General features: G+C 69.6%; 24 protein-coding genes. 14 read left to right on the top strand and 10 right to left on the bottom strand.

Annotated elements, in window-relative coordinates; translation table 11 throughout:
• The first annotated feature begins 55 nt into the window (after positions 1–55).
• From OP79_RS28315 to OP79_RS54175, 3 genes are all read left to right on the top strand, one after another.
• The gene (locus OP79_RS28315) at positions 56–1,546 is read left to right on the top strand and encodes a tetratricopeptide repeat protein (RefSeq protein ID WP_033324105.1); all 1,491 of its coding nucleotides are present in this window, start codon (positions 56–58) and stop codon (positions 1,544–1,546) included.
• 83 nt (positions 1,547–1,629) lie between these two features.
• A complete protein-coding gene (locus OP79_RS28310) occupies positions 1,630–3,366 on the top strand; it encodes an urease accessory protein UreH domain-containing protein (protein WP_051744982.1) in 1,737 nt (578 codons plus the stop codon).
• Positions 3,367–3,408: 42 nt separating this feature from the next.
• A complete protein-coding gene (locus OP79_RS54175; protein WP_033324104.1) occupies positions 3,409–5,043 on the top strand; it encodes a serine/threonine-protein kinase in 1,635 nt (544 codons plus the stop codon).
• Between the two features lie 21 nt (positions 5,044–5,064).
• On the opposite strand, the gene OP79_RS28300 is transcribed toward OP79_RS54175, so the two are convergent.
• On the bottom strand, positions 5,065–5,874 hold the full coding sequence (locus OP79_RS28300) for an SGNH/GDSL hydrolase family protein (RefSeq protein ID WP_033324103.1): 810 nt from the start codon (positions 5,872–5,874) through the stop codon (positions 5,065–5,067).
• Positions 5,875–6,188: 314 nt separating this feature from the next.
• Between OP79_RS28300 and OP79_RS28295 the strand changes: the two genes are divergently transcribed.
• From OP79_RS28295 to OP79_RS28265, 7 genes are all read left to right on the top strand, one after another.
• On the top strand, positions 6,189–7,397 hold the full coding sequence (locus tag OP79_RS28295) for a S8 family peptidase (protein WP_033324102.1): 1,209 nt from the start codon (positions 6,189–6,191) through the stop codon (positions 7,395–7,397).
• 253 nt (positions 7,398–7,650) lie between these two features.
• The gene (locus tag OP79_RS28290; protein ID WP_245685470.1) at positions 7,651–8,001 is read left to right on the top strand and encodes a hypothetical protein; all 351 of its coding nucleotides are present in this window, start codon (positions 7,651–7,653) and stop codon (positions 7,999–8,001) included.
• 1 nt (position 8,002) lies between these two features.
• Positions 8,003–9,124 (top strand): GNAT family N-acetyltransferase, encoded by a 1,122-nt coding sequence (locus OP79_RS28285; protein WP_033324100.1) that lies wholly within the window; start codon positions 8,003–8,005, stop codon positions 9,122–9,124.
• A 355-nt stretch (positions 9,125–9,479) separates the two neighbouring features.
• The gene (locus OP79_RS28280; RefSeq protein ID WP_033324098.1) at positions 9,480–10,295 is read left to right on the top strand and encodes a glycosyltransferase family 2 protein; all 816 of its coding nucleotides are present in this window, start codon (positions 9,480–9,482) and stop codon (positions 10,293–10,295) included.
• Positions 10,292–11,296 (top strand): glycosyltransferase family 2 protein, encoded by a 1,005-nt coding sequence (locus tag OP79_RS28275; RefSeq protein WP_033324096.1) that lies wholly within the window; start codon positions 10,292–10,294, stop codon positions 11,294–11,296. Before OP79_RS28280 ends, OP79_RS28275 begins: the two co-directional genes overlap by 4 nt.
• 82 nt (positions 11,297–11,378) lie before the next feature.
• Positions 11,379–12,176 carry a polysaccharide deacetylase family protein gene (locus OP79_RS28270; protein WP_211270878.1) on the top strand — a complete coding sequence of 266 codons (798 nt, stop codon included), beginning with the start codon at positions 11,379–11,381 and terminating at the stop codon, positions 12,174–12,176.
• Positions 12,169–16,188: a lipopolysaccharide biosynthesis protein gene (locus OP79_RS28265; RefSeq protein WP_033324095.1), complete on the top strand. Its 4,020-nt coding sequence runs from the start codon at positions 12,169–12,171 to the stop codon at positions 16,186–16,188. The genes OP79_RS28270 and OP79_RS28265 overlap by 8 nt, the downstream gene beginning before the upstream one ends.
• A 25-nt stretch (positions 16,189–16,213) precedes the next feature.
• On the opposite strand, the gene OP79_RS28260 is transcribed toward OP79_RS28265, so the two are convergent.
• Positions 16,214–17,635 (bottom strand): GH39 family glycosyl hydrolase, encoded by a 1,422-nt coding sequence (locus OP79_RS28260; RefSeq protein WP_033324092.1) that lies wholly within the window; start codon positions 17,633–17,635, stop codon positions 16,214–16,216.
• A gap of 165 nt (positions 17,636–17,800) precedes the next feature.
• Here OP79_RS28260 and OP79_RS28255 point away from each other — a divergent pair, with 165 nt between their 5' ends.
• Complete coding sequence (locus OP79_RS28255; protein WP_033324090.1) at positions 17,801–18,895, top strand: DUF5925 domain-containing protein; 1,095 nt, start codon at positions 17,801–17,803, stop codon at positions 18,893–18,895.
• 150 nt (positions 18,896–19,045) lie between these two features.
• On the opposite strand, the gene OP79_RS28250 is transcribed toward OP79_RS28255, so the two are convergent.
• Positions 19,046–19,426 carry a GntR family transcriptional regulator gene (locus tag OP79_RS28250; RefSeq protein ID WP_033324089.1) on the bottom strand — a complete coding sequence of 127 codons (381 nt, stop codon included), beginning with the start codon at positions 19,424–19,426 and terminating at the stop codon, positions 19,046–19,048.
• A gap of 69 nt (positions 19,427–19,495) precedes the next feature.
• Here OP79_RS28250 and OP79_RS28245 point away from each other — a divergent pair, with 69 nt between their 5' ends.
• Together OP79_RS28245 and OP79_RS28240 are read left to right on the top strand one after the other, a co-directional pair.
• Positions 19,496–20,416, top strand: coding sequence for a GNAT family N-acetyltransferase (locus OP79_RS28245; RefSeq protein WP_033324087.1), 921 nt, complete (start codon positions 19,496–19,498; stop codon positions 20,414–20,416).
• Positions 20,397–20,897: a ribonuclease FAU-1 family protein gene (locus OP79_RS28240; protein WP_033324127.1), complete on the top strand. Its 501-nt coding sequence runs from the start codon at positions 20,397–20,399 to the stop codon at positions 20,895–20,897. Before OP79_RS28245 ends, OP79_RS28240 begins: the two co-directional genes overlap by 20 nt.
• 24 nt (positions 20,898–20,921) lie before the next feature.
• Here the strand turns inward: OP79_RS28240 and OP79_RS28235 are convergent, their stop codons facing one another.
• Positions 20,922–21,536 (bottom strand): class I SAM-dependent methyltransferase, encoded by a 615-nt coding sequence (locus tag OP79_RS28235; RefSeq protein ID WP_033324085.1) that lies wholly within the window; start codon positions 21,534–21,536, stop codon positions 20,922–20,924.
• Positions 21,537–21,709: 173 nt separating this feature from the next.
• On the opposite strand from OP79_RS28235, the gene OP79_RS58090 reads away from it, so the two are divergent.
• Positions 21,710–21,844, top strand: coding sequence for a hypothetical protein (locus OP79_RS58090; RefSeq protein ID WP_106972494.1), 135 nt, complete (start codon positions 21,710–21,712; stop codon positions 21,842–21,844).
• A 46-nt stretch (positions 21,845–21,890) separates the two neighbouring features.
• Here OP79_RS58090 and OP79_RS28230 read toward each other — a convergent pair whose 3' ends face one another.
• Genes OP79_RS28230 through OP79_RS28205 form a run of 6 tightly spaced genes read right to left on the bottom strand, consistent with a single transcriptional unit; the run spans position 21,891 to position 26,949 of the window.
• The gene (locus tag OP79_RS28230) at positions 21,891–22,352 is read right to left on the bottom strand and encodes a GNAT family N-acetyltransferase (RefSeq protein ID WP_033324083.1); all 462 of its coding nucleotides are present in this window, start codon (positions 22,350–22,352) and stop codon (positions 21,891–21,893) included.
• 30 nt (positions 22,353–22,382) lie between these two features.
• Positions 22,383–23,528 carry a DUF475 domain-containing protein gene (locus OP79_RS28225; protein WP_033324082.1) on the bottom strand — a complete coding sequence of 382 codons (1,146 nt, stop codon included), beginning with the start codon at positions 23,526–23,528 and terminating at the stop codon, positions 22,383–22,385.
• On the bottom strand, positions 23,529–23,924 hold the full coding sequence (locus OP79_RS28220) for a universal stress protein (protein WP_033324080.1): 396 nt from the start codon (positions 23,922–23,924) through the stop codon (positions 23,529–23,531).
• A gap of 33 nt (positions 23,925–23,957) precedes the next feature.
• A complete protein-coding gene (locus OP79_RS28215; RefSeq protein WP_033324079.1) occupies positions 23,958–25,457 on the bottom strand; it encodes a tripartite tricarboxylate transporter permease in 1,500 nt (499 codons plus the stop codon).
• A complete protein-coding gene (locus OP79_RS28210; protein ID WP_033324077.1) occupies positions 25,457–25,990 on the bottom strand; it encodes a tripartite tricarboxylate transporter TctB family protein in 534 nt (177 codons plus the stop codon). The genes OP79_RS28215 and OP79_RS28210 overlap by 1 nt, the downstream gene beginning before the upstream one ends.
• Entirely contained in the window at positions 25,987–26,949 is a 963-nt protein-coding gene (locus OP79_RS28205; protein WP_373302361.1) for a Bug family tripartite tricarboxylate transporter substrate binding protein, read from the bottom strand. The genes OP79_RS28210 and OP79_RS28205 overlap by 4 nt, the downstream gene beginning before the upstream one ends.
• Between the last annotated feature and the right edge of the window lie 14 nt (positions 26,950–26,963).

The raw sequence follows: 26,963 nt of genomic DNA, 5'->3' as shown, positions 1-26,963 counted from the left end.
GCGGGCCGCGCCTTCACCCCGTACAACCGCACCTTCAGGACATTGAGGAGAGGGCATGTCCCCGCGCAAGACCGAGGACGGCGCCACCGAGCCCGACCAGCAGGCGGCTTCCACCGATGCCTCCGCGCCCGCCGAGGGCGAGGACACTCCCCAAGCCACGGAGGAGCCCACACCGGGCGCCGCCCCGGGTCGCCCCGAGGCGGCGCCGGAATCGCGGCGGGCTCGGGTGGTGCGGCTGGCCGCTTGTGCTGTTGCTCTCGCTGTGGCGATGACCGCCGGAGCCGTCGTGATGGGGTCCCGGGATGACGGTGGGGTGAGGGCCGTGGCCTCCGTGCCCGGGACCGCGCCCGAGTTGCTGGCCGGCGGCAATCTCAATGAGAGCATCTCCGCGCTCCAGGGACATCTGAAGGCGCAGCCCAAGGACTTCAGCGGGTGGGCCACGCTCGGCGTCGCGTACGTCGAGCAGGCGCGCACCAACGGCGACCCGTCTCGGTATCCGCAGGCGCAGCGCGCGCTGGACCGTTCGCTGAAGCTGCGGCCCGACAACGACCCGGCGCTCGCCGGACAGGCGGCGCTGGCCGCCGCGCGACATGACTTCCCCGGGGCGCTGCGGTATGCGGAGGACTCGCTGGAGCAGAACCCGTACAACGAGCGGGCGTTGTCCTCGCGGATCGACGCCCTGGTCGAACTCGGCCGCTACGACGAGGCATTGAAGGCCTCCGACGAGGCCGACGCCCGTCGCCCCGGCATCCCCGTGTTCACCCGGTACGCCTACGTACGCGAGCTGCGCGGCGACGTACCCACCGCGCGGCGCGTCCTGGAGCAGGCGCTCACCAGTGCCACCGCCCCCGGAGACGTGGCGTACGTGGCGACCTCGCTCGGCCAGCTCGCCTGGCGCGAGGGCGAGTACGAGACCGCGCTGAAGCACTACGCGCGGGCGCTGCGGGCCGACAGCACGTACCTCCCCGCTCTGGAGGGCCGCGCCCGCGCCCAGGCCGCGAACGGCGACCAGGCGGCGGCGATCCGCGGCATGGAGGAGGTCGTGGCCGGCTTCCCGTTGCCCGGCCCGCTGGTCGCGCTGGGCGAGTTGTACGAGGCCCGCGGCGCCGAGGGCGACAAGGCGAAGGCCCGCGACCAGTACGCCCTGGTCGACGCGTGGACCGCGCTGGCTCGCGCGAACGGCGTCAACGCCGACCTCGACACGGCCCTCGCGGCGGCGGACCACGGCGACCGCAAGTCCGCCCTGCGCGCCGCGAAGGCGGAGTGGGACCGCCGCGAGACCGTGCACACCGCGGACGCCCTAGCCTGGGCCCTGCACGTCAACGGCCGCGACGAGGAAGCCCTCCCCTACGCCCGCCGCGCCACGGCCACCGGCTACCAGGACGCCACCTTCCTCTACCACCGCGGCATGATCGAACACGCCAACGGCAACGAGAAGGAAGCCCGCGACAGCCTGTCGTCGGCACTCGAACTCAATCCGGGCTTCTCCCCGGTGGGGGCGAAGGCAGCCCGCGCGGCCCTGAACGAGCTGGGCGGTGCCAAGTGAGCACAGCCGCAGGCCGGAAGAGCCTGAAGAGTCGGAAGAACTCCCTGCCCCGTCGCCGGTTCGCCGCCTGCGTGGCCGTTCTCATGGGCACCCTCGCCCTGCTGCTCGTCCCCACGGGGACCGCGGCCGCGCACCCGCTCGGGAACTTCACCGTCAACCGGTACGACGGACTCGTCATCGGTCCCGAGAAGCTGCGGATCGACCATGTGGAGGACCTTGCGGAGATCCCGGCGACCCAGGCCAAGCCCCGGATCAAGGAGGCGGGCAAGGAGAGCTGGGCCCGGGAACGGTGCGCGACGGCGGCCGGGAAGAGCCGGGTGACCGTGGCCGGGCGCGAGGTCGCGCTGGACGTCGGCGAGAGCCGCGTACGTGTGCGTCCCGGGCAGGCCGGGCTCGACACGCTCCGGGTGGAGTGCCGTTGGACGGCACCGCTGCCGGAGGGAGAGGTCTCCCTCGGCTTTCGCGCCTCCGTCGTCAACGGCCCCGGCTGGCGCGAGGTCACCGCGCGAGGCGACCGGATGACGCTCACCTCCTCGGACGTGCCCACGAAGTCCGTGTCCCGCGAACTGACCAGCTACCCCGAGGAGTTGCTGCAGTCACCGGAGGACACGGCGACCGCGTCCCTGAAGGCCCGCCCCGGCGGACCCGCCCTCGCCGAGGGGAACTCCGACGCCCCCGCCTCCTCCGTACTCCCGCGCGGCGCCGACCGGTTCACCCGCGCCCTGGACGCGCTGGTGGCCCGCCACGACCTGAGCGCGGGCTTCGCGGCGCTGGCCCTGGTCATCGCGGTGGGCCTGGGCGCCATGCACGCGCTCGCGCCGGGTCACGGCAAGACGCTGATGGCCGCGACGGCCGCGGCACGCGGCGGCCGGGCCGGCCTGCGCGACGTCCTGCCCCTGGCCGCGTCGGTGACGGTCACCCACACCCTGGGCGTGGTCGCGCTGGGCCTGCTGGTCACGGCCGGCTCGGCAGCGGCGCCCTCGGTGGTGACGTGGCTGGGTATCGCGAGCGGCGTCCTGGTGACGGCGGCGGGCCTGACGCTCGTACGAAAAGCCTGGCGGAACCGTGCCCATGGGCACGGGCACCCTCCTGTGCCCGACCATGAGCACGAACACGGCCACACCCACGATCACGACCACGAATCTGAGCGCCCGCACGACCACCCCCACACGGACGCGCACGACGACGCCCATCGCCACGGGGACGCCCACGAACACGCCGAGCGGCACGAGCGACCTCTCGTGCTCGCACACGCCCAGGCGGACGCCACGTCTGCGCACGGCCATGCGTCAGCGCTCCTGGAAGCCCCCGCGCACAGCGACCACCACACGACCGGACACCCCCACTCGCACGCAGAGCAGCACGATCACCAACACGCACACGGTCACAATCACACCCATGGTCACGACCACAAACACACCCACGCCAACCACACCCACACCCACGGCGGCTTCACCCACACCCACGAGATCGCGCCCACCCTCCGCGGCACGATCCTGCTCGGCTTCGCGGGCGGGTTGGTGCCGAGCCCCTCTGCCGTCGTCGTCCTGGTGGGGGCCGCCGCGCTCGGCAAGGCCTGGTTCGGGTTCCTGCTCGTCCTCGCGTACGGCGTCGGACTCGCCCTGACCCTGACGGCGGCCGCGGTCGCCGTGGTCAAGCTGGGCAGCAGGGTCAGCCGCCTGCTGGCCGACGGCCCCCGCTGGACCGGCGGCCCGGTGGCCGCGCTGGTGCGCAGGAACGTCGCCCTCGGCTCCGCGTGCCTCGTCGTGGCCCTTGGGGCTGGATTGGTGCTCCAGGGGGCGGCAACCGCACTGGGTTGAGCTACTTTTGTTCAGAATGGTGCGTTTGCGAATGGGGGCGTCGTGTCGGACGAGGCACGCAATGAACGGGTGATCGCGGGGCGTTACCGTCTGCTGTCCCCGCTGGGCGAGGGCGGGATGGGGACCGTCTGGCGCGCCCGTGACGAAGTGCTGCACCGCGAGGTCGCCGTCAAGGAGGTACGCGCCCCGGCCGGGCTGCCCACCCCCGAGGTGGAGCGGATGTACGCGCGCCTGGAACGCGAGGCCTGGGCTGCGGCCCGCGTCGCGCACCGGAACGTGGTGACGGTGTACGACGTGGCCATGGAGGAGGGCCGCCCCTGGATCGTGATGGAACTGGTCCGCGGCATCTCTCTCTACGATCTCCTGGACGCCGAGGGCCCGCTGTCGCCGCAGCGCACCGCGCACATCGGCGCCGAGGTGCTGGCCGCCCTGCGCGCCGCGCACGAGGCCGGAGTGCTGCACCGCGATGTGAAGCCCGGCAACGTACTGATGGCGAACGACGGCCGCATCGTCCTCACCGACTTCGGTATCGCCATGGTCGAGGGCAGTTCCGCGCTCACCATGACCGGCGAGGTGATCGGCTCGCCGGAGTTCCTTGCCCCGGAGCGGGCGCTGGGGCGCACCCCGGGTCCCGAGTCGGACCTGTGGTCGCTCGGCGTGATGCTGTACGCCGCGGTCGAGGGCAACTCACCGTTCCGCCAGGACACCCCGCTCAGCACCCTGCGCGCGGTCGTCGACGAGGAGCTGCCGCCGCCGCGCCGTGCGGGCCCGCTGGCCCCGGTCATCGAGGGCCTGTTGCGCAAGGACCCGGCCGAGCGGCTCTCGGGGGAAGCCGCCGAGGAGGACCTGCGCCTCATCGCGGCGGGCGGCACGCCTCGTACGGCAGCCGCCGCCTACGCGCCGACCGTCGCGGCCCTCCCCCAGCCGACCCCGCCCGCACCGCACACCCCGCCCGCCGCTCCTGTCCCGTCCCGCACCCCGACCGCCACGACCACCACCGCGGAGCCCACGCACCCCCGGCGCGCCACGGTCGTCCTGATCGCGGGCCTGGTCGCCCTCGCGCTCGCCTTCGCGGGACTGACGTACGCCCTGCTCGATGACAACGGAGGGGGCGACGAGAGCAGCAGCACCGGTGGCACCACGGGCGGAACCGGCAACGGCGGCTCCACGACCGGCGGCGAGGACAACGGCGGTACGAGCGGAGGAGGCGACGACGGTACGACCACCAGCGAGACTTCGGGCAGCAACGGCACGAACGGTGGCTCGACGGACAGCGGACAGACGAGCTCTCCGCCTCCCCAGACCGTCGAGGTGTCGCTGTCGGGCAACAACACGGATTACAGCGGCGCCTGTCCGCCGCCGGAGGCCGAGGCGCCCACGTTCACGGCGACGATCACGGTGGGCCGCGCCCCGGCGGAGGTCGACTACCGGTGGGTCACGAAGAGCGGCGAACCCTCGGACCCGGGCTGGAAGACGCTGTCGTTCTCCGACGGCGACACGTCCCAGCAGGTCAATCATGTGGAGACGAGGTACGAGGACGGCACCTACGAGAATGCGATGAGCGTCGAGGTCCGTAGCCCCGTGCATACGACGTCCGACTCGGTGGCGTTCTCGGTGACGTGCGAGACGGAGACCCCGACAACGGACGGGGCCTCCCCTACGCCATATACGCCGTAGGCGCGTCTCACAACTTGGCGGTCAGGCCACGCTCTTGAGCACGGGCAGATAACCGCCGGACTGTCCGGCAGCCTTCGGGTGGTACGACTCGCCGATGTTCAGCCAGTTGACGCTGTGCAGCCAGGGGCTGCCGGAGCAGATCTCGTGTCCGGTGAAGGCGGGCACGACGTCGCCGAAGGTGAAGCCGTGGTCGGCGGCACGCTTGGCGATGGCGCTGTTCAGGTAGTCGGCGGCGTTGTTGATGGCGGACCGTTCACCCTCGGTCATGCCGGCCGCGCAGCTGCCGCTGAGTTTGTAGAAACGGGGGTAGCCCAGGACGACCACGTGGGCCGCCGGAGCCTTTGCGCTGATCGCCGAGTAGACGGAGTCGAGTCGGCCGGGCAGCGTCGAGTCGACGTACGCCTTCGCCGTGTTGATGCGGGCGACGCAGGCGCTCTCGGACTGGAGCACACAGGTCGTCATGACGTCGGAGAAACCGGCGTCGTTGCCTCCGATGGTGATGGAGACGAGACCGGTGCCGGAGCCGAGCGGGCCCAGCTGACCCGCCACAACATCACCCGTACGAGCGCCCGAGCATGCCGTGAAGTGGAACGACGAGGGTGAGTTGGCGGCGGCCCAGAGGTGCGGGTACGCCTTCGTACTGCGCTTGCATTCGCCGCTGGATCCGATGTAGCTGCCCGCGCCGACTCCGGAGGAGTAGGAGTCGCCGAGGGCCACATAGCCGGTCGCAGCGGCGTTTTCGGATGCCTGCGCCGCCGTGGCCCCGGTGAGGGCGGAAGCGGCGGCGAGGAGGAGTGAGGTGGCGTATGCCGCAAGTCGGGAACGTCTCATGGAACCTCCCTATAGCAGGATCTCTGCCACAACTTGCGTACCACCGCACACAGTTGACGGGAAGTGTTCATGCCAATACTTTCCCGAACTTACTGGGAGTCACACCGCACATCACCTGCGTTTCATTTCCTTCACATGACGTAAACATGACAAAGTCTCAACTCCCTTGAGCTGCACGGCGGTTCGGATCACGCTGGTGTCTCAGCCGGTAGCGGAACGCAACGCTCCTGGTTGTGCGCGCGATCACGCGCGCACCCCCCACAGACGTGCGCCCCCACCCTGGCGCGCGCTGCCTAGAGGAGGACTCCCTCGTAATGGCACAACTGCGCAGCAAGAAGATCCGGATCGCCGCGACCACGACCGTCGCCACCGCCGCCCTGCTGGCAGCGGTCACCGCTCTGCCCGCTCAGGCCGCCCCGGCCCAGGGCCGGGTACTCGCGGCGGACTCCCCCACCGCGATCAAGGGCAGCTACATCGTCACGCTGAAGAAGAGCGCGGGCTTCAAGGCCGCTTCCACTCAGGGCAAGGGACTGATCAACGAGTACGGCGGCACGGTGAAGAAGACCTTCGACACCGCGCTCAACGGCTACACGGCGACGCTCACGGCGACCGAGGCCAAGAGACTCGCCGCCGATCCGTCCGTGGCCTCGGTCGAGCAGAACCAGCGGGTGCAACTCGCCGACACCACGCAGTCCAACGCCCCCTGGGGCCTGGACCGCATCGACCAGTCCGCGCTGCCGCTGTCGACCACGTACACCTACCCGGACTCGGCGGGCAGCGGTGTGACCGTGTACGTCATCGACACCGGCGTACGGATCACGCACGGCGAGATCAGCGGGCGGGCCGCGGACGGTTACGACGCCGTGGACGGCGACACGACCGCGCAGGACGGCAACGGTCACGGCACACATGTGGCCACAACCATCGCGGGCTCCACCTACGGCGTCGCCAAGCAGGCGGACATCGTGGGGGTGCGCGTGCTCAACAACGCCGGTTCCGGCACCACCGCGGGCGTCGTCGCCGGCATCGAGTGGGTCACCGAGAACGCCAGCGGCCCGTCGGTCGCCAACATGTCGCTCGGCGGCGGCGCCTCCACCGCCCTGGACACTGCCGTCGCGAACTCCATCGCGAGCGGCGTGACCTACGCGGTCGCGGCCGGCAACTCCGGTGCCAACGCCTCCTCGTACTCCCCCGCCCGCGTCGCCTCAGCAATCACGGTGGGCGCCACCAGCAACACGGACGCCAAGGCCAGCTTCTCCAACTTCGGCTCCGTGCTGGACATCTTCGCGCCGGGCGTCTCGATCACCGCGGGTTGGCACACCAGCGACACCGCCACCAACACCATCTCCGGTACGTCCATGGCGACCCCACACGTCGCGGGCGCCGCGGCGGTCTACCTGGCGAACCACACCTCGGCCTCGCCCGCAGCGGTGGCCTCGGCCCTGGTGGCCGGCGCGACCTCGAACGTGGTCACCAGCCCCGGCAGCGGCTCCCCCAACAAGCTGCTGAAGCTCGTCCCGTAGCCCCAACTCGCCCAAGATGATCGCGAGTTCCCCGGAGGATTCCTTCCTCCGGGGAACTCGTACTTGGCGCTTCCGCATCTTGACGTTCCCCTGCCCGCTGAGCGACATTGAAGCCCGGCATCCGGCGCTTCGGGGGGCAAAGACGCCAATGCAGACCATGCGTACCAAGTCATCTTCATCAGGCTCAACTTCACCAGGCGCATCTTCCACAGGCAGAGACGGGCCATCGCAACAGGATCCGGGGAGGGACCTGTTGCCACTGCTCGCGGGGGCCGCCGCGGCGATCGCGGGGGTCGGTGCGGTGCTGGCACTCGTCGACATCGACTCACCGCTGCGTGCGCCGTTCACGCTGTTCTTCCTGCTGGCCGCGCCCGGGACCGCAGTTGCCGCCAATTTGCGCGGACTGGAACCGTTCGGCCGCATCGTGGCGTCTTTGTCCGCAGCGGTAGCGGTCAACATCCTGGTCGCCCAGGGCATGCTCGCGGTCCACCAGTGGTCGGTCCGGGGCGGAATCACGGTCGTTGCCGCGCTCAGCTCACTCATGCTTCTGCTGGTCGTGGTACGGCGGTTGCGCGGCCGTACGGTGAGAAGACGGGCTTCCTGACGTGGACATCAGCGTGTACCGCCCCGGCGAACTGAGCGCCGCCGACCGGGTGGCGTGGTCGGCTCTGCAGTCGAAGGCCCACCTCAACGGCTCGCCCGAACTGGCGAACCCGTTCCTGTCACCGGAGTTCGCGCTCGCGGTAGGACGTTGCCGGCGGGGCGTACGGATAGCGGTCGTCCGGGAGGGCGGGGAGCCCGCGGCCTTCTTCCCGTTCCAGCGCGGCGCGAGTGGCATCGGCCGGGCGATAGGGCTCGGCGTCTCGGACTGCCAGGGCGTGGTGCACCGGCCCGGCTTCGACTGGGACGCGCGGGAGTTGCTGCGGTCCTGTGGGCTCGCGGTGTGGGAGTTCGATCATCTGGCCGAGGGCCAGACGCCGTTCGAGGCGGCGGCCACCGGCAGCTTCCCGTCCCCGGTCATGGACGTCGACCAGGGGTACGAGGCGTATCTGAGCCAACTGCGCGCCCAGTCACCGAAGTTCACGAAGTCGACGCTCGCCAAGGAGCGCAAGCTCGGCCGGGACCACGGTGAGGTGCGCTATGTGCACGACGAGCGCGACCCCAAGGCGCTGCGCACGCTGATGGCGTGGAAGTCGGCGCAGTACCGCAGGACCGGACGCAGCGACCGCTTCGCGCACGACTGGATCACCCGGCTGGTGTGGCAGCTGTTCCACAGCCGCTCCGAGTCGTTCGCCGGGATCCTGTCGGTGCTCTACGCGGACGACAAGCCGATCGCCGCGCACTTCGGGCTGCGTTCCGAACGCGTACTGGCGTGCTGGTTCCCCGCGTACGATCCGGCATTCTCCAAATACTCCCCCGGGCTTGTCCTGCATCTGCGGATGGCCGAGGCGGCAGCCGCCGACGGTATCGCCTATCTGGATCTGGGCCGGGGGCAGAAGGAATACAAGGACTCCCTGAAGACACGCGAAATCCTCGTGTCCGAAGGGCTGGTGACGCGCCGCCATCCGGTGGCGCTCGGACACCGGGCGCGACGCGCTCCGGTCCGGGCGCTGCGGAATGCGGTGCTGGCGCGGCCGGAGTTGTTCGAGCCGGCCGACAAACTCCTCAAGCGGATGGGACAAATCCGTTCGGGGAGCCGGGTAACGACCAAACCAAAGAAAATGTGAGGTCTCGTTCCAGGTCTTGCCACAACGTCACAATCGTCAATAACGTCATACGTCTTCATCCCGCACCGGTCCATCACTCGCGGCTCTAGGGGAGGGCTCAAGGACCGCGATGGTTTCCGGTGCGTGGCGCGGTAGGGGGGTGCCGTGCCCGGTGTCCACAAGTGGCTCCGTCCACAAGTGGTTCCGGGGTGCGTGCCGCGCGACCGGCTTATCCGGCCGGCCAGCTTTGCCAGCTCACCCGACATGTACGGAGATACATTTCGGCATGCCGTAAGTGAGAACCCCCTTTTCGAACCGGACAAAGAGCCGGACCGCCCAGGGGCGGGCGGTCCACCGGACGAGAGGGATCAGACTCATGAGTTCTTTTCTGCACCCGGCTGTTTCGGGACAGGAACCGTCCACGGCCGGTCAGTACCGGCCCATCTCTTCTCACCTGGCGATCACGCCTCCGGTGAGTGTGGTGATTCCCGCCATGAACGAGGCGGAGAATCTTCCCTACGTGTTCAAGACACTGCCGGCGTGGATCCACGAAGTGGTTCTCGTCGACGGGAATTCCACCGACAACACCGTCGAAGTGGCCCGCGAACTGTGGCCGGACGTCAAGGTGGTGAAGCAGATCGGAAAGGGCAAGGGAGATGCCCTGATAACCGGCTTCGCGGCCTGCACCGGCGACATCATCGTGATGGTCGACGCGGACGGCTCGGCGGACGGCAACGAGATCGTGTCGTATGTCTCCGCGCTGGTCTCCGGGGCGGACTTCGCGAAGGGTTCGCGGTTCGCCAACGGCGGCGGCACGGACGACATGACGCCCATCCGCAAGCTGGGCAACTGGGCGCTGTGCACGGTCGTCAACCGCAAGTTCGGCGCCCGCTACACCGACCTCTGCTACGGCTACAACGCGTTCTGGCGGCACTGCCTCGACAAGATCGACCTCGACTGCACCGGCTTCGAGGTGGAGACCCTGATGAACATCCGGGTGGTCAAGGCCGGGCTGAAGGTGCAGGAGATCCCGAGCCACGAGTATCTGCGGATCCATGGCGCGAGCAATCTGCGGGCCGTACGGGACGGGCTGCGGGTGCTCAAGGTGATCCTCAAGGAGCGCTCCAACCGGCGTTCGCTGCGCCGTGCGCACGCGGTCGCGCTCAGCTCCACGCGAGGAGAGGTGTCTTGAGCACGATCGACATCTCGGTGGTGATCTGCGTCTACACCGAGGACCGCTGGGAGGACATCCTCGCGGCGGTCTCCTCGGTGCGGGCGCAGTCCCGGCCCGCCCTGGAGACGCTGCTGGTCGTGGATCACAACCAGACACTCCTGGACCGGCTTTCGAAGGAGTACAAGGAGACGCGTCAGGTGCGGGTGCTCGCCAACGCGGGCCCCCGCGGCCTGTCCGCGGGCCGCAACACCGGCATCGCGGCCTCCCGCGGCGAGGTCATCGCGTTCCTCGACGACGACGCCGTCGCCGAGCGCGACTGGCTTCATCACTTCGCCGAGGCGTACACGGATCCGCGGGTGATGGCCGTCGGCGGGCGGACCTTTCCGATCTGGGCGTCGGGCCGGCGGCCTGCCTGGTTCCCGGAGGAGTTCGACTGGGTCGTCGGCTGTACGTACAAGGGGCTGCCGCCGGGGCGCGTACAGGTGCGGAACGTGCTGGGCGGCAACGCCTCGTTCCGCCGCAGCGCCTTCGACGTGGCGGGCGGCTTCGCGACCGGTATCGGGCGTGACGGCGACAAGCGGCCGCTGGGCTGCGAGGAGACGGAGCTGTGCATCCGCCTCACCCGCGCCCAGCCGGACGCGATCCTGCTGATCGACGACCGCGCGGTGATCCACCACCGGGTGCCCGAGGTGCGCGAACACTTCGCCTACTTCCGCACCCGTACGTACGCCGAAGGTCTCTCGAAGGCCCTGGTCGCCCGAAGCGTCGGCGCCGACAAGGGCCTGGAGTCCGAGCGCCGCTACACCACTCGCGTCCTCCCCGCCGGGGTCGCCCGTGGCCTGCGCGATGCCCTCCTCGCCCGCCCCGGCGGCGCGGGCCGGGCCGGCGCCATCGTCGCCGGAGTGGTGACGGCGGCGGGAGGGTACGTACTCGGGAGCGTTCGGGCACGCAGGGGTGGCGCTACTTTCTCGGTGGTCGAGATAGCGGAAGGTCCCGGGCGCGAGGGGGCGGCAGCATGAGAAGGGGACGCTTGCTGATGACAGCGTGGGGCGCGGCGACGCCCTGCGCCGGGCACGGCGGCGCGGTCGGAGGTGGTTCCTCATGAACAACCCCGTGCCCATCCTCATGTACCACGCCGTCTCCACTGTGCCCAACGAGGCGACTCGTGCCCTGTCCGTCGCGCCCGAGGCGTTCGCCGAGCAGATGGCTCTGCTGGACGATCGCGGGTTCACGCCGGTCAACACCGCCCAGCTGGCGGACAGTTGGCGCTCCGGAAGCCCGCTGCCCGGGCGCCCCGTCCTCGTCACCTTCGACGACGGATACGAAGGCGTACACCGGCATGCGTTGCCCGTGCTCGCCAAGCACGGGTTCGCGGCCACGCTGTTCGTCTCGACGGGCTGGCTGCGCGGCTCGTACGACACCGGGGGCGCTCTGGACACGATGCTCGACTGGGACCAGGTGCGCGAACTCGCGGGCGCGGACGTCGAGATCGGCGGCCACAGCCATACGCATCCACAGCTCGACCAGCTCACGGACGAGGCACTGTGGTTCGAGGTGCTGCGCTGCAAGGAGATCATCGCCGACGAACTCGGCACCCGCCCCGCCTCGTTCGCGTACCCCTACGGCTACTCCAGCCGCCGGGTGCGCCGCACGGTGCGCGAGGCGGGCTTCGCCCAGTCCCTCGCGGTCGGCAACCGCCTGTCGAACCGCCGCCAGGGCCCGTACGCTCTGCAACGCGTCACCGTGCGCCGCTCCACCCGCGTCGAGGAGTTCGAGCGGCTGGTCGAAGGCCAGGCCATCACCCGCACCTTCGCCAAGGACCATGCCCTCACCAAGGGATACGCCATGGTCCGCAGAGCACGCCAGATCCGCCGGAAGGCCATCCGTACCCGTGTCTGACACGACCACAGCCCAGCCCGACACACCCACGACCGAGGCGCCCGAGAAGCAGTCCGGCCGCCGACTGCGGCTGCGGCTGCCCGGACTGAGCAGGGGTTCCAAGGGGTCCGGAGGCAGCCCGCTGTTCCGGAACGCTTATGCCCTGATGCTCAACACCGGGATCTCCGCCGTCCTCGGCCTCGGCTACTGGCTGGCCGCCGCCCGCTACTACACCGAGGACGCGGTCGGCCAGGGCTCCGCCGCGATCGCCGCGATGAAGCTCCTCGCGGGACTGACGGCGGTGACGCTGACGGGCGCCCTCGCCCGGTTCATACCGGTCGCGGGACGTGGCACCGGCCGCCTGATCTTCCGTACGTACGCGGGAAGTTCACTGGTCGTGGCGCTGGCGGCAGGCCTGTTCCTGCTGACGCTGGGCCTGTGGGGGCCGTCCTACCGCTTCCTGCACGATCCCCTGCACGCGCTGGTTTTCGTGCTGGCGGTGGTCGCCTGGTCGCTGCTCACCCTCCAGGACGGGGTGCTGACGGGGCTGCGCAGCGCGGTGTGGGTGCCGGTGGGCAACACGGTGTTCTCGGCGGTCAAGCTGGTGCTGCTGGTGCTGTTCGCCGCCGCGATCCCCACCATGGGCGTGTTCGTGTCCTGGGTCGCGGCCATCGCGGTGTCCGTGCTGCCGCTGGGCTGGCTGGTGTTCCGGCGGCTGGTGCCCCGGCATGTGAAGGCGACCGAGGAGCACGCCGAGCCGCCGACGCTGAAGGAGATCGGCCGCTTCCTCGCGGGCGACTACACCGGCTCGCTGTTCTCGCTCGCCGTGGTCTATCTCGTTCCGGTGATCGTCGCCGCGCAGGTCAGCTCCGCCGACAACGCGTACTTCTACATCGCGATCACCATCGGCGGCACCGTCAATCTGCTCGCCATCAACATGGGCGCCTCGCTCACCGTCGAGGGCTCGCACGACCCGGCGCGGCTCGCCGCGAACACCCGGGCCGCGCTGATCCGGATGGCGCGGATCATGCTGCCGGTGGGCGGAGTGCTGTTCTTCGGGGCGCCGTTCGTCCTGGGCGTGTTCGGCCAGGGGTACGCGGACGCGGCGACCCCGTTGCTGCGCTGGTTCGCGGTCGGCGGGGTGCTGCGGGTCGTGATGGAGACGTACTTCGCGGTGCTGCGCGCGCAGAGCCGGACCGCCGGACTCGCGTGGCTGCAGGGCCTGTTGTGCGTGCTGGTGCTCGGCCTCACGGTGATCCTGCTTCCGACCATGGGCCTGACCGGTGCGGGCGTCGCGGAGGTCGCCGCCCTCGCGGTGATCGTGGCGATCGCCTCTCCCAGGCTGTACCGGGTCATCAGGACCGCGCCCGCCGAGGTGCCCGAGGACGCGGCACCCGACGGCGACCTGGCGGACCTGGGCGCCCGCGAGGTCCCCGCGCCGAACTCGGGCGAGCCGAAGAAGGGCCGCGGCCCGGCCTGGGCACAGCGGCTCGACCAGGACACCCTGGCGCTCGGTGTGCACCTCGACTTCGACCACCAGGAGCGGCGGCCGGACGTACGCCCCGGGCCGGGGACGCCGCCCACCGGGACGGCGGTGAAGTGGCCCGTCCCACCGGACCAACGGCCGGAGCACGGGCAGGACCATGAACCGGAGGACCATCGGCCCACCTGGGCGCTCAAGGCACCCCTCCAACTCCCCGCGCCGCGCTCCGAGTTGGGCCTGCCCGTCGAGGAACGAGAACCGGGCAGCGAGGCCTCTCTGGGACCGGCCGAAGTGAAACCCGAAGCCGGAGCGGAGGCCGCAGAGGCCGCAGAGGCCGCAGAGGCCAAATCCGAAGCCACGTCCGAGGCAAAGCCCGAGGCCGAGGCGGAAGCCAAGCCCGAGGTCACGTCGGGGGCCGAGGCACCGTCCTCCGGCTCCTCCGCGCTCGTACTCCGGGAACGCGGGACCGGTACGCCGCCCGAACCGCCACCGGCCCCTTCCCCCGCCCCGTCCTCCCCGTCCCCGTGGGAGCGGCTGCGCCCCACCCGCGTAGGCGTCGTCCTCGGCTGTCTGCTGACCGCCGCGCTCATCCTGTACTGGGTGCCCGTGTTCGGCCTCGGCGAGCGGGATCTCGACCGGATGGGCGGGCTCGGCCTGGTCTCCGTCCTGCCCGTGCCCACGCTGGCCGGTGCCGCCCTGCTGGTCACGGTGTTCGCCTCGCTGCTCTGGCGAAACCGCGAGCACCGAGGGCTGCTCCTGGTCACCCTGCTGGCCACCGTGGTGTCGCTGCACGCACTGCCCGCGGTGATCGAGACGGAGCCGCGGTTCGCGACGGCCTGGCAGCACCTCGGATTCCTGGAGTACATCGACCGGACCGGCTCGGCCGTGCCCGACCTGGACGCGCGCTGGAGCTGGCCGGGCTTCTTCGCGGCCGCCGCGTTCGTCGCGCAGGCCTGCGGCGTCGACGACCTCACCGAGGTCATCCGCTGGTGGCCGACGGCCATGCAGCTCCTCTACCTGGCCCCGATGTTCCTCCTCGTACGCCATATGCGGGCGAGCTGGCGCGCCAAGTGGACCGGCGTATGGATCTTCGTGCTCAGCGGCTGGGTCGGCCAGGACTACTTCTCCCCGCAGGGCTTCACATACCTGCTCTACATCGTCTTCGTGGCGATCCTGCTCGTCTGGTTCCGGGCGCCGCGCGTGCTGTGGACCACGCGGCGGCCCGGCGAGCTGGAGGTCGAGCCGGCCGACCGGCGCCAACGGGCCGTGCTGCTCATGGTGTTGATCGGCCTGTTCGCGGCGACGGTCCCCTCCCACCAGCTCACCCCGTTCGTGATGCTGGGCGTCCTCGCCGTCCTCGTCCTGGTGGGCCGCTCCGAACTGCGCGGACTGCCCATCCTGTTCGCCGTGATGGTCGCCGTCTGGGTGGGCTTCCTCGCCGAGCCGTACTGGCGGGGACACTTCGACGAACTGTTCGGCGGGCTCGGCGGCGTCGGCGGCAACGTGTCGTCGTCGGTCTCCGGCCGTATCGAGGGCGGCAGTTCGACCCACCAACTCGTGCTGTACGCGCGCGTGGCGCTCGCCGGCTCGGTGATGGCGCTCGCCTGCTGGGGCTGGTGGCGGCGCCGCGACCACAAGTACCGCGAACGCTCCCTGCTCGTCCTCACCTTCGTACCGTTCCTCGGCTTCGGCATGCAGTCGTACGGCGGCGAAATGGCCCTGCGCGTCTTCATGTTCGCCCTGCCGGGCGCGGCCCTGCTCGCCGCACTCGCCCTCTTCCCGCGCACCGGGGTCACCGCGAAGGAACGCGAGCGCGACCAGTTCAGCCTCGCCCCCCTCGCCGCCCTGATGGCGGGCCTCGTCCTGGTCGGCGGCTTCCTGGTGGCCCGCTGGGGCAACGAGCCCTTCGAGCGGGTCCGGCCGGGCGAGATCGCGGCCATGGAGTACGTGTACGAGCACGACAAGCCGACCGCGCGGCTGCTGTGGCTGAGCGACGACCCGGTCAACACCGTGACGCCCGCGATGCCCTGGGGCTCGAAGGACATGGAGCGGGTGGAGTACGTACCGACGCTCGCACCGCCCGATCCGGTACTGGTGTCCGGCCTGGTCAAGTCGCTCAAGGACGCGGGCCCGAACTCGTACCTCATGATCAACCGCAGCCAGGTGATCTCGCTCCAGATGGACGTGGGCTACTCGGCGAGCTGGGACACCCGGCTCATCCGCAACCTCGACGAACGCGAGGAACTGCGGAAGGTCTTCGTCAACAAGGACGCGACCGTGTACGCGATGCGCGAGCAGCCGGAGAGCAGCGTCCCGAAGGCCGATCCCGGGCCGATCGGTCCTCAGGTCACCTGGACACCCTGGTCGGTCGTGGGCGGGCTTGCGGCGATCGCACTGATCGTGCTGCTGACGACGCGCGAGGTGGTACGGGTGGCCGTCCGGCCGAGCGTGCGGCAGCTGCAGTGGCTGCAGAGCAGCTTCTGGTTCTCCCTGCCGCTGCTGGCGGTGCTGCTGGCTTCACTGGTGCAGCGGTTCTTGACGATGGCGTAGGCGTAGGAGACGGGCGTGAAGTGGCTTACCGGGTCAGCCACTTCACCTCGTACGCACCCATGTCGAACCTCTCGCCGTCGACCTCGGTACTGATCTTCCGGTCCTGGGTGTTCACGACGAGGACCGCCTTGTCGTCGGCGAGGACCCGTACGTCCGGCGCACTGCCGGCGGCGACGGACACCTGCTCGTACTCCGTGCCCGGTGGGAACTCCCTGTTGAAGCGGGAGACGAGGTCGAGCATCGGCAGGGCCTTGCCGCCGTCGGCGCTGTCGGTGGGTGTCCACAGGCAGCCGGCGCAGTCGGCGCCCTTCTCCTTCTCGGGGTTCCAGTAGAAGGCGGAGGTGGTGCCGCCGCGGGCCATCGCGATCATTCCGGAGGCCTGGACCGCGCCGCGGTGGGCCTCGGACCAGTCGTCCCGCTCGTCATCGGCGTCGGACGGCTCGACGTAGTACTCGGCCCACCACAGCGGCAGATCGCCGGTCCGCTCGCGCACCCAGCGGCTGACGACCGTGAACTTGTCGGTGGCGGCGAACTCGTCGGGCAGCAGCTCGTCGTCCTTGGTGTAGCTGGAGCCGTCCACGACGACAAAGTCCGCGCCCGCCTTGTTCTTGTTCCAGTAGTCGAAGGCGTCGAGGACACGTTGGTCCATGGCGCCCCACGCCCCCTTCACCGTCGTCGAGGCGTCTTCCTTCTGACGCGGGTCGAGGCTGTCCATCACCAGGTAAGGGCCGCCGACCTGAATGTCCTCGTTGACGTCCTTGAGCGCCTTGTGGACCAGGTTGTAGAGCTCGGTGTAGCCCTCGTAGTCCCAGCGGGCCTCGGCGTCGTTCCAGAAGCCCTTGAACTCGTTCCAGACGATGAAGTGGCGTACGTCCGGATAGCGCTTGGCGACGGTCGCGGCGAGCGCGGCGTAGTCGTCGAAGTGCTCGGGCCGCGGGGCGGTCTCCAGGGCCTCCTGGCTCCAATTGGTGTTGTCCGTCCCGGACTTGCCGCCCTTCATCCAGTCCGGGGCGCAGCACAGGGTGACCACCGGGGTGCCGCCCGACTCCCGGACGAAGTCGATACGCCGGTCCATGTCCTCGAAGTCGTAACGCCCCTTGACCGGCTCGGGATTGTCCGCACCCCAGCCCATGATGTGCTGGATCTGCGGCAGCGGCTGCTCACCGAGGCGCTCCGCCACCCGCCGCGTGGCGGCGCCGCTGCCCTCGTCGGCACTGAACTGCGTGTGGGTGAAGCCCCAGCCGACGTCCGGTCCCGCCTCCCCGGGAGGAACGGCGGGCGTGCCGTGCACCTTGTCGCCGTCACGGGTCGTACCGGCGGCGCTTCCACCGTCCCCCGGCAGCGTGTTGATCAAGGTCAGTGCCAGGGCCAGTGCCGCCGCGCCCACGCCGAGCAGCGCGGTGAGCCGCCACCGCCGTGCCCCCGAATTCCACCCATGACGTCCCATCAAGGACAACAGTAGTGGCGGGGGTGGGCGGTTGGGATGGGTTCGAGTGCACAGTCCCGTAACAGGACGGAGGGGATACAGGGAGAGATCGGCGCACACCAGGCGACTCGGGGTCCAACCGGGAAACCGGGTGCATGGGACGCGCGCGTGACGGATCATGGCGGCATGTCTGGGAACCCACACGACGCACTGCCGATCCGGCTCAACGTCGACGACAGCGACTCCCCGTCGGACGTCGTCGACGCGCTGTTCCTCGGCCGCTTCGCGACGGGCGAGCAGCCGCACTCGCACGCGGTGAACATCGACCGCGTACGGTCCGGGGCGACGCTGTTGCCACCGGGCGCCACGGTGTTGCGATCCGCCCGCGACGACAACCACAGCTCCACACTCGCCGAGGGCGACGGCTGGACCCTGCTCATCTCGCGCTGGAACCGCGGTGCTGATGTCACGGTCACCGCGACCAGCGAGGAACTGGCCGCGAAGGTGCTCGGCCAGGCCACGGACAGCGCGGAGGACGAGCCCGAGCCGCAGCCGGAGAACGTGACGATGGGCTTCTGGTACGTCTCGCCGAGGCGCGGCCCGCACCGTACGACCCGGCAGATCTCGGCGGGTACGTGGGAGGAGATCCGCCCGAACTACACGGCTCCGGTCGCGGACGCGATGGACCAGCTGATGAAGACGACCCCGGAGGACATCGCGGGCCGTCTGCTCCTGCTGCACGGCCCGCCCGGTACGGGCAAGACGTCGGCGCTGCGCACCCTGGCCCGTTCCTGGCGCGACTGGTGTCAGGTCGACTGCGTGCTCGACCCGGAGCGCCTCTTCTCCGACGTCGGCTATCTGATGGACATCGCGATCGGCGAGGAGGACAGCACGGGCAAGGACCGCTGGCGACTGCTGTTGCTGGAGGACTGCGACGAGCTGATCCGCGGCGAGGCCAAGCACACGGCGGGTCAGGCGCTGTCGCGCCTGCTCAACCTCACGGACGGCCTGCTCGGCCAGGGCCGCAACGTCCTGGTGGGCGTGACGACGAACGAGGACCTGGAGCGCCTCCACCCCGCCGTCGTCCGCCCCGGCCGTTGCCTGGCCCGTATCGAGGTCGGCCCGCTGACCCACCGCGAGTCGGTGAACTGGCTGGGCGCGGAGGAGGGCGTCGGCCGCGAAGGGGCAACGCTGGCCGAGCTGTACGCCCTGCGCCGGGGCACGTCACCGACATCGGTGCCAGGGGCGCGGGAGGGTGCGGACGCGGGCCTCTACCTGTAGGCCACCCACCGACCACCCAGGGGCGCGGGGCTGTATCGATTTGCGGCTCCGCCGCGATGGGGGTCCCCCGCTCTGGGGGTCCCCCAGGCCCTTAAGGCACTGGGGGAGCAGCCGAGAGGGGGAGAGTGACCAGCCACAACGAACCCCCAGTTATCCCCGATCCCCATAAACCGCACGCAGCGCATCCCGAACGGCATCGAGGGCCGCCCCCTCGGCGAGCCCGAGGCGGCGGACCCGTTCGGCATAAGCCCGAGCAGCGGACGCCGCCTCACGCTCAGCCGCCGAACCCGCGGACGCGACAAACGTTCCGTTGCGACCTCGGGTCTCGATCACCCCGTCGCTCTCCAGCGTCCGGTACGCCTTGGCGACCGTGTTGGCGGCCAGCCCCAGCGACTCCGCCAGCCCTCGCACGGTCGGCAACCGATATCCCACCGGCAGCACACCAGCCCGCGCCTGCTCGGAAATCTGGGCGCGCACCTGCTCGTAGGGCGCAACCCCCGCACCGTCATCGATGTCGATCTTCAACGTCACAAGCCGATTGTCCCGCACCCCACGAAAATAAGAGGCACCCAGCCACACCCCCCACGTAGCGTCAACGACATGACAGTGATCGTCCGCGACTTCCGCGCCGGAGATGCCGAGGGCTTCGCCCGTATCCGGCGCCTGGCGCTTCCCTTCATGCTCTCCACCGCCGAGTCCGTCACCTACGACGTCGCGAATATGCATCCCGACGCCCACTTCCAGCCGCTGGTCGCCGAGAGGGACGGTGAACTCATCGGCACGGCCCAGGTCGGCTTCGCGCACGACAGCCCGCAGCCGGGTCAGGGCTACCTGAACGTGTACGTGCACCCGGACCGCCAGGGCCACGGCGCGGGCTCCCTGCTCGTGAAGACCGCCGAGGAACGCCTCGCCGGCCTGAACGCGACGAAGCTCTTCTCCTGGGTCCTGGACAAGCCCGCCAACCGCACCTTCGCCGAGAAGCGCGGTTACCGCGCGGGCCGCTCCGCGCACTTCCTCCGCCTGGACCTGGCGGACGGCACGCTGCCACCGCTCCAGGAGCCGCCCGCGGGTGTTGAACTGCGCAAGGCCGCGGACTTCGCGGACGACCCGCGCCCGCTGTTCGACCTGGACGCGGAGGCGTCCGGGGACGAACCGAGCGACATCGACTACGAGTTCACGAACTACGAGGCGTGGTTGAAGGAGACCTGGCAACACCCTCTCTTCAGCCACGAGCTGACCTCGATCGCGCTCGTTGACGGCCGCCCGGCCGCGTTCAGCGCCGCGCGCACCGACGGTGGCACCCGCTACGGCACCGTGATCACGGGCACGGTCCGTGCTCACCGCGGCCGCGGCCTGGCCAAGCTCGCCAAGAACGACTCCCTGCACCGCGCCCGAGCCGCCGGCTACACGGAGGCGTTCACGGGCAACGACACCGGCAACGGCCCGATGCTCGCGATCAACAAATGGTTCGGCTACGAGATCTGCGCCACGGAGGTGCGCTATATCCGCGAACTCGGCTGATGCCGCACACCGGTTGGACATCGTCCTGGTCAAGGGCGGCCGTACGAAGATCCGTTACCCCGCCGAACTGCTCGCCGACGACGGCACCCGGATCACCGTCCGCGCCCCGTGGGCCGGCGACGTCGCCCGCGACTTCGGCTTCGTACGGTTCGAGTCCGGCGACATCTTCACCGAGTACTACTGGCGCGACCGGTGGTACGCCGTGAAGGAGGTCCGCGACTCCAAAGGCACCCTCAAAGGCTGGTACACCGACATCACCCGCCCGGCCACCGTCTCCGAGGGCGAACTGGTCGTAGAGGACCTCGACCTGGACCTCTGGCGCTCCGCGGACGGCAGGACCGTACTGCGCCTGGACGAGGACGAGTTCGCCGCGAGCGGCCTGACGCAGTCAGACCCCGAGGCCGCGTCCGCCGCCGTGGCAGCCCTGGACGAGCTGGAACTCCTGGCCCGTGAGGGTGACTTCGAGGCACTCCTCGCTTAGCCGACGCCAGCGACAACGCACAGCTCAGACCACCGCCACCACCGCATACCGCTCGTCCTCCACCTCCCGCCCCCACAGCAGCGCCTCGTCCGACAGCCGCTCCACACGCACGTCCCGCACCAGAGGCACGAGCAACCCGGTCAGCCGGTCGGCGGATATCCCGACCGGGCTCACCGTCCCCCACACACCCTCTATGAGGACGAGCCGTCCACCGGGTCGGAGCAACCCGCGCCAGTGCCGCAGGACACGCTCGGGATCGGGCAACGCCCACAGCACATGACGTACGAGCACGACGTCGAACCGCTGCTCGCCGACCGGCGGAGCGGCCGCGTCGCCGACGAGGAAGACGGCATCGCGGCCGGCCAGCTTGGCGCGGGCGAGGTCGACCATGCGGGGCGAGAGGTCGACGCCGGTGACCCGGTGGCGCTGCTCGGAGGCGAGGAGTGACAGGCTGCCGGTGCCGCAGCCCAGGTCCAGTACGTCGGACGGGCTGTCTGGCAGCCAGCCTCGCAGCCGAGCCGCCCATGCCTCGCGCATGGCGGGGTCGCGCAGTCCGTGGTCCGGCTCCTCGTCGAAGGTGGCGGACTCGGCGTCCCAGTCGACGTCGGCCCATGTCTCGCGCTCACCGTTGCTCGTCATGTGCTCAGAGTGACACCCACCACTGACAACGCCGGGCCCGAACGTGACGACCGCCACGGACACCACGGGCCGCGGGGTGACCGCCGCCACAGACAGGGGGCCGTCGATGAGTCACGCTCCCCGGAACGGTCTACCCATACAACCGCGATACCGGTAGACCCAAGGAGGCAGCCATGCGCCGCGTGACCTTGCAGAAGCCCCTCAAGAAGTCGGACTCCCGCCGTGTACGGGAAGAGGCCGACACGCGCCCCGCCGAGCGCCCGGAAGTCCGAAAGGACATTCAACGCACCTGGTGGCCGGACGGCTGACCCGCCCGACCACCAGGACTCCAACGCTGAGAAGCAATGAGAACCGTCAGGGCGCCAGCCGCTTGCGGTAGTGGAGCCGGTCGTACGGCCCTTCCACGCGACGCTCCATGAGCTCGTACCCGTATCTGGGATAGAGCTTTTGGTTCTCCCACATCTTCGCGTTCGTGAGGAGCCTGACCTCGGCCAGTCCGAGCGCACGCGCGCGTGCGTCCACGAACGCGAGCAGCCGTCGCCCGATGCCCTGCCCGTGGGCGTCCGGGTGGACGGCGATGATGTCGAGGTACAGATGATCCTCGTGGGCCTCCAGAACCAGGAGGCCCACGATCGGATCCCCGGTGACGTACACCCGCCCCGCCGCGATGTTCGCCGCGTGATCCGCCTCCATCGGCACGGGTACCAGCCCGATGCGCTCGATGTAGGGCTGGAACGCCGCGTCGATCACGGCCTTCACGGCGGGCTCGTCGCCGTCTTCGGCGATGCGGATGTCGTCAGTCGTGCCTTCGGTCATAGCTACGTCATACCTGCGGTCGCCGGCCGGTCACACCCCGGACGAGGCCTCGGTCTTCTCGTCCGAGGTCAGGACTTTCGCCTCGGACGTCTCGAGCGACCTGTTGCGGCGGACGGACGAGAGGAAGGATGCCGCGATCAGGAAGACACCGACCAGACCGGTGATGATCTCGCTGATCTGGTGCTGGATGGTGATCAGCAGGATCGCGGCGAGGGCGCCGATGGCGTAGTGGGCACCGTGCTCCAGGTAGACGTAGTCGTCCAGGGTGCCCTGGCGGACCAGGTAGACCGTGAGCGACCGGACGTACATGGCTCCGATACCGAGGCCGAGCGCCATCCAGAAGATGTGGTTGGTGATGGCGAAGGCGCCGATCACACCGTCGAAGGAGAAGGACGCGTCCAGGACCTCGAGGTACAGGAAGAGGAAGAACGCTGCCTTGCCGGCGAGACCGACCGCCGAAACCGGCTTGCCCTCGGCTCGCGCCTTCTCCTCCTCCTCGTGTTCGTGCTCCTCTTCTTCTTCGAGCTTGTCCTCGAAGTATCCGGACAGGCCGCCCACGACCAGATAGGTGATCAGACCGGCGACGCCGGAGAGCAGTACCGTGGCCGTCTTGTCCGCATGGCCCGTGCTGACATGCGCGTGGGTGGCGAAGGTCATCGCGGTCACGAGCAGAACGATGAGCGCGATGCACACCGACAGCATGTCGATCCTGCCGAGCTTGGCGAGCGGGCGCTCCAGCCAGGCGAGCCACTTGATGTCACGGTCCTCGAAGACGAAGTCGAGGAAGATCATCAGCAGGAACATGCCGCCGAAGGCCGCGATCGCCGGGTGGGCGTCGGTGACCAGGTCCTCGTATCGGTCTGGCTCCTGGATGGCGAGCTGCACCGCCTCGATGGGGCCCACTTCGGCGCTGATGGCGACGATCACGACCGGGAAGAGCAGCCGCATACCGAACACCGCGACCATGATGCCGATGGTGAGGAAGATCCTCTGCCAGAAGGCATTCATCTTCTTCAGGATTCCGGCGTTGACGACCGCGTTGTCGAAGGACAGCGAGATCTCGAGGACCGACAGGATCAGTACGATCCCGAAGGCCTCCCAGCCCCACTGCCACGCGGCGAAGGCAAGGCCGGCCGCCGTGATGGCGAACGACCAGCCGAACGTCCTCAGGATCATCTACTGCGCCGCCTTCACCGCGAGGACCGGACAGCCGGCCCCCAGCAGGATCTGCTGCGCCTGGGAGCCCATGATCAGCTTGCCGACCGCGCTGCGCCGCCGGAGACCGATCACCACCAGGGACACATCGGGCTGCTCCGCCAGTTCGATGATCTCCTCGGCGGCGTCGCCCCCGCCGAGCACCTGGCGGATGTCGAACTCGATCTCCAGCGCGGCCAGGTCCTCGCGGACATGAGCGAGCTCGGGCTCCTGCGCGAAGCGCGGGTCCACATAGGCATCACCCCGCGAGGTGTTCACCACGAGCATCTTCTCGCCGCGCAGGCGTGCCTCGTCGATTCCCGCGCGTAGCGCGGCCTCACCCTCGGGCGTGGGTACGTATCCGACCAGTACGGTCATGTCTGCTCTCCCTCCCAGGCACTTTCGGCACTCTCAGGCACTTCGCTCACGCAGCGGACGTACGACGAATCGCCGCACCAGCGGCCAGACGAACACCAGCACGATCACCGTGTAGACCGCGTAGGACACCGGTCCGCCCACCAGCCCCGACAGTTCGCCGCCCGACAGCTGCAGGGAGCGCCGTCCCTGCAGTTCGGCCCGGGGGCCGAGGATGACGCCGATGATCAGCGGTAGCACCGGCAGTCCGAACCGCCGCATCGCGAAACCGAGGAGCCCCAGCAACAGCAGCAGGAACAGGTCCAGGGGCTGTGCGTTGACGGCGTACGCGCCCATGGACGCGAAGAACAGGATTCCCGCGTACAGATAGGGGCGCGGAATCTGCAGCAGTTTCGCCCAGGTCGGCGCGAGCGGCAGATTCAGCAGGAGCAGCAGGAGATTGCCGACGAACAGGCTGGCGATCAGCACCCAGACCAGGCTCGCCTCCCGCTCGAACAGCAGCGGACCGGGCTGGATGCCGTACGACTGGAACGCCGCAAGCATGACCGCGGCGGTCGCGTTCGTCGGCAGCCCGAGGGCCAGCATCGGGACCAGCGTGCCCGCCGCGGAGGCGTTGTTCGCCGCCTCTGGCCCGGCCACACCCTCGATCGCACCCTTGCCGAACTCCTCCGGGTGCTTGGTCAGCCGCTTCTCCGTCGCGTACGACAGGAAGGTCGGGATCTCCGCACCGCCGGCCGGGAGCGCACCGAACGGGAAGCCGTACGCCGTACCCCGCAGCCAGGGCTTCCAGGACCGCTTCCAGTCCTTCTTCCCCATCCACGGCCTGCCGACCGGGATGACCTCGACGGGCTTGCGCCGCAGATGCGCGGCCACCCACAGTGCCTCGCCGACGGCGAAGATGGCGACGGCGACGACGACCACGTCGATCCCGTCGGCCAGCTGAGGGATGCCCAGGGTGAGCCGCTGCTGTCCGGACACCGAGTCGATGCCGACCAGGCCGATCGTCAGGCCCAGCAGCAGCGAGATCAGGCCCCGGACGCGTGACGCGCCCAGCACCGACGTGACCGCGATGAAGGAGAGCAGCATCAGGGCGAAGTAGTCCGGAGCACCCAGGCTGATCGCGAAGTCCACCACGAGCGGGGTCACCAGCACCAGCAGCAGGGTGCCGATCGTGCCCGCCACGAAGGAACCGATCGCGGCGGTGGCGAGTGCCTGCGCCGCCCGGCCGGCCTTCGCCATCTTGTTGCCCTCGATGGCCGTCACCACCGAGGAGGACTCCCCGGGGGTGTTCAGCAGGATGGAGGTGGTCGATCCGCCGTACATGCCGCCGTAGAAGATGCCGGCGAACATGATGAACGCCTGTACCGGCTCCATGCCGTAGGTGATCGGCAGCAGCAGTGCCACGGTCATCGCCGGGCCGATGCCCGGCAGTACACCCACCGCGGTGCCGACGAGGACGCCGATCAGCGCCAGCAGCAGGTTCATCGGGGCGATGACGTCCTCGAAGCCCTGCATGAGGTTGTTCAGGTTGTCCATCACAGGATTCCTTGCAGCACACCGGCCGGGAGGTTCACGCCGAGCCCGATCGCGAAGGCGTAGAACGTGGTGAGGGACATCGTCACCGCGATCAGCAGATTGCGTATGTAGTGCCGGTTGCCGAGGGCGAAGGCCGTTCCCCAGAACAGCAGCGCGCCGCTGATCACCCAGCCGAGCCGTTCGATCAGCACCGCGTTCACCACGAACGCGCCGATCAGCAGCAGCACCGTGCGCCAGTCGGTGCCCTGCGACAGGTCGACGTCCTCGCCGGCTTCCGGCTCACCGTGGCCACCCCGGGCCACATCGACCGCGTACAGCACCGCGACCACCAGGAGCAGTACGCCCAGGAGTACGGGCACCGCGCGCGGTCCCACCGGGTCGGTGCTGCTGGTGATGTCCGGGATCGCGAGCCCGTCCACGATCACCGCGGTGCCCAGCAGGGCGAGGAACGCGCACACACCGTACTGTGCGCGGTCCTTGCCCTGCGGCGGACGGGCGTCCTCGACGCTCCGTTCGTCGATCGGGGAGCTCATGCCAGTCCGAGCTCTGCAAGCAGGTCGGCGACGGACTTGTCCTGCTCCTTCAAGTAGGAGCCGAACTCGTCACCGGTGACGAACGCGTCGGCCCAGCCGCGCTTGGTCAGCTCGGCCTTCCACTGCTCCGAGTCGTGCATCTTGGTCAGGCTGTCGATCCAGGTCTTCTTCTGCGCGTCGGTGATCCCGGGAGGAGCGACGATGCCGCGCCAGTTGGTGAAGACCAGGTCGATCCCGGAGTCCTTGAGCGTGGGGGCGTCCTTCACGGCGTCGATCGGCTTCTCGCTGGTCACCGCCAGCACTCGCACCTGTCCCGCCTCGATCTGGTCGAGGAACTCGCCGAATCCGCTGGCACCGAAGGCGACCTTGTCGCCCAGGATGGCGGGCAGCAGCTCACCGCCGCCGTCGTACCCGACGTAGTTGACGTCCTTCGGTTCGATGCCGACGGCCTTCGCCAGCTGCATCGGAAGCAGATGGTCCGGGCCACCCGGCGACGAGCCACCGCCCACGGCCACCTTCTTGGGGTCCTTCTTCCACGCGGTGACGAGGTCGTCGATCGTCTTGTACGGGGAGTCCTTCGACACGACGATCGCGCCGGCCTCCTCGATCAGCTTGGCGATCGGCGTGGTGTCGGTCAGCGTCGCCGCAGACTTCGAGGTGTAGGCGGCACCGACGACGCCCAGCCCCATCTGCATGGCGAGCTTGCCGTTGCCCTTCTCGTTCACCAGGCGCTGCAGGCCCACGGTGCCACCGGCCCCGGGCAGGTTGTACACCTGGACCCCGGACGCCACCTTGGAGTCCTGCATCACCTGGGCGACGGTCCGGGCGGTGACGTCGTACCCGCTGCCCGGGGTGTTGGGCACCATCATCCGAAGACCGGTGACGGGCTTGTCGCTCCCGCTTCCGCCCCCCGATTCCTCCTTCTCCGCGGTGGCGCCGCAGGCGCTCACGGCGAGCATCGACACAGTGGCAA

The sequence above is a fragment of the Streptomyces yerevanensis genome (genome assembly GCF_000716805.1).
GTDB classification, from domain to species: domain Bacteria; phylum Actinomycetota; class Actinomycetes; order Streptomycetales; family Streptomycetaceae; genus Streptomyces; species Streptomyces flaveus.
The sequence above is the reverse complement of the archived record's forward strand: the minus strand, read 5'-3'. Positions and strand labels throughout refer to the sequence as shown.

Bases quoted from the DNA above. Each gene is read 5' to 3' on its own strand.
- OP79_RS28315 (WP_033324105.1), top strand. From the start codon at position 56: ATGTCCCCGCGCAAGACCGAGGACGGCGCCACCGAGCCCGACCAGCAG.
- OP79_RS28310 (WP_051744982.1), top strand. From the start codon at position 1,630: ATGGGCACCCTCGCCCTGCTGCTCGTCCCCACGGGGACCGCGGCCGCG.
- OP79_RS28300 (WP_033324103.1), bottom strand. From the start codon at position 5,874: ATGAGACGTTCCCGACTTGCGGCATACGCCACCTCACTCCTCCTCGCC.
- OP79_RS28295 (WP_033324102.1), top strand. From the start codon at position 6,189: ATGGCACAACTGCGCAGCAAGAAGATCCGGATCGCCGCGACCACGACC.
- OP79_RS28280 (WP_033324098.1), top strand. From the start codon at position 9,480: ATGAGTTCTTTTCTGCACCCGGCTGTTTCGGGACAGGAACCGTCCACG.
- OP79_RS28270 (WP_211270878.1), top strand. From the start codon at position 11,379: ATGAACAACCCCGTGCCCATCCTCATGTACCACGCCGTCTCCACTGTG.
- OP79_RS28260 (WP_033324092.1), bottom strand. From the start codon at position 17,635: ATGGGACGTCATGGGTGGAATTCGGGGGCACGGCGGTGGCGGCTCACC.
- OP79_RS28255 (WP_033324090.1), top strand. From the start codon at position 17,801: ATGTCTGGGAACCCACACGACGCACTGCCGATCCGGCTCAACGTCGAC.
- OP79_RS28245 (WP_033324087.1), top strand. From the start codon at position 19,496: ATGACAGTGATCGTCCGCGACTTCCGCGCCGGAGATGCCGAGGGCTTC.
- OP79_RS28235 (WP_033324085.1), bottom strand. From the start codon at position 21,536: ATGACGAGCAACGGTGAGCGCGAGACATGGGCCGACGTCGACTGGGAC.
- OP79_RS58090 (WP_106972494.1), top strand. From the start codon at position 21,710: ATGCGCCGCGTGACCTTGCAGAAGCCCCTCAAGAAGTCGGACTCCCGC.
- OP79_RS28230 (WP_033324083.1), bottom strand. From the start codon at position 22,352: ATGACCGAAGGCACGACTGACGACATCCGCATCGCCGAAGACGGCGAC.
- OP79_RS28225 (WP_033324082.1), bottom strand. From the start codon at position 23,528: ATGATCCTGAGGACGTTCGGCTGGTCGTTCGCCATCACGGCGGCCGGC.
- OP79_RS28220 (WP_033324080.1), bottom strand. From the start codon at position 23,924: ATGACCGTACTGGTCGGATACGTACCCACGCCCGAGGGTGAGGCCGCG.
- OP79_RS28215 (WP_033324079.1), bottom strand. From the start codon at position 25,457: ATGGACAACCTGAACAACCTCATGCAGGGCTTCGAGGACGTCATCGCC.
- OP79_RS28210 (WP_033324077.1), bottom strand. From the start codon at position 25,990: ATGAGCTCCCCGATCGACGAACGGAGCGTCGAGGACGCCCGTCCGCCG.
- OP79_RS28205 (WP_373302361.1), bottom strand. From the start codon at position 26,949: ATGCTCGCCGTGAGCGCCTGCGGCGCCACCGCGGAGAAGGAGGAATCG.